Raw genomic sequence first — 1597 nt, forward strand, 5'->3', positions numbered from 1 at the left:
CTATCGGCAAACCCGGCGCAGGTTTGTGCCCTGTGCGCGGCCATAGCAATGTTCAGGGTAACCGTACAATGTTGATCTGGGATAAGCCGAAACCTAAACAGTTAGATAAACTCAAAGAAATTTTTGGTTTTGAGCCGCCGAGGGGGCACGGTTATGACGTTGTTGAATCCATCAAAGCAATGGACGAGGGCAAGCTTAAAGTGTTTTTTGCAATGGGGGGTAATTTCCTTTCGGCCACGCCCGATACCCTGTTTACTGCCCAGGCTATGCGCAAGCTTAAGCTGTCGGTACATGTATCCACCAAATTAAACCGTAGTCATCTGGTTCATGGCGAGGAGGCTTTGATCCTCCCAACACTATCACGAAGTGATAAAGATGTTGTAAACGGAGAAGAGCAATTTATAAGCTGTGAAAACTCCATGGGAGTTGTCCAAATGTCACAAGGGATGCTGAAGCCGGTATCTGACCATCTTATGAACGAGAACCAGATTGTCTGTAATCTTGCCAAAGCAACATTGGGTAACCGCTCGGTTATTGACTGGGGCAAATACGCCCAAAGTTATGATGCCGTGCGCGATGTGATAGCCAAAGTAATTCCCGGTTGTGAGGATTATAACCAAAAGGTGCGTTTGCCCGGTGGTTTTTACTTGCCCAACGCCGCACGCGAAGGAAAGTTTATTACCGAGAAGAATGGGGGCGTTGTGCCCTTTAATATCGCCCCGCTGCCGAAGCATGAGCTGTCGGTCGACGAATACCATATGGCAACTATTCGCAGTCATGATCAGTTCAATACAACCATATATGGTCTTAACGACCGCTACCGGGGCATCCATAATGAGCGCCGGATAATTTTAATGAACGAAAATGATATGCAGAAGGCAGGTTTTAAGGCGCAGGAGAAGGTCGATCTGTTTAACTATGATGATGGTGTGGAGCGTGTAGCAAGGCTGTTTGTAGTTGTGCCTTATAACATCCCCGAAGGGAACACGGCTACCTATTATCCCGAGGCAAATGTGCTGATCCCCATTAACAGCGTAGCCGAACAAAGCAATACGCCTACGTCAAAACTGGTTGTTATCAAGATCAGGAAACATGTGGCTTAATAACCATCTAAATACTTATGTGCTAAAACAAAAGCGTTTATATGATACTTATCTCCTAAAAAAGGAGAAATATGTCATTTGATCAATATCATGAACCCGCCAATGAATTATCAGACGAAACCCGCACATTTGCCCGTATGATAGTTTCGTTAACCGAAGAGGCTGAGGCTATAAACTGGTACGAGCAGCGCATCTCGGTTGAAAAAGATAAACAGGCAAAAGCTATTATGCAAAATGCTCAGCAGGAAGAGTTTAAGCATTTTGGAATGGATCTGGAGTTTTTATTGCGCAAAAAACCTGTTTGGCGTACTACCCTGCAAGCAATCCTTTTTAAAAAAGGCGATATTGTTGAACTGGGCACAAAAGGTGAGGAAGCGGCAGAAGAATAACCATTTTTACAATTTTAACACCATTGTTTTATCATAGTTACATTAAGTTAGGGCTATTGTAGTATCTTTAGCGCTTAAATTAATACGGCCCTATAAAATAGAATA

At 43.9% G+C, this 1597-nt stretch carries 2 protein-coding genes; both read left to right on the top strand.

Going from position 1 to position 1597, the window contains the following annotated elements; genetic code table 11:
• On the top strand, window positions 1-1103 hold a 1103-nt coding region (locus VF500_RS21675), incomplete at its 5' end, for a molybdopterin dinucleotide binding domain-containing protein (RefSeq protein ID WP_330861680.1).
• 71 nt (window positions 1104-1174) lie between these two features.
• On the top strand, window positions 1175-1492 hold the full coding sequence (locus VF500_RS21680) for a hypothetical protein (RefSeq protein ID WP_091210719.1): 318 nt from the start codon (window positions 1175-1177) through the stop codon (window positions 1490-1492).
• Window positions 1493-1597: the final 105 nt, after the last annotated feature.

Source organism: Mucilaginibacter sp., assembly GCF_036383575.1.
Lineage (GTDB): Bacteria > Bacteroidota > Bacteroidia > Sphingobacteriales > Sphingobacteriaceae > Mucilaginibacter.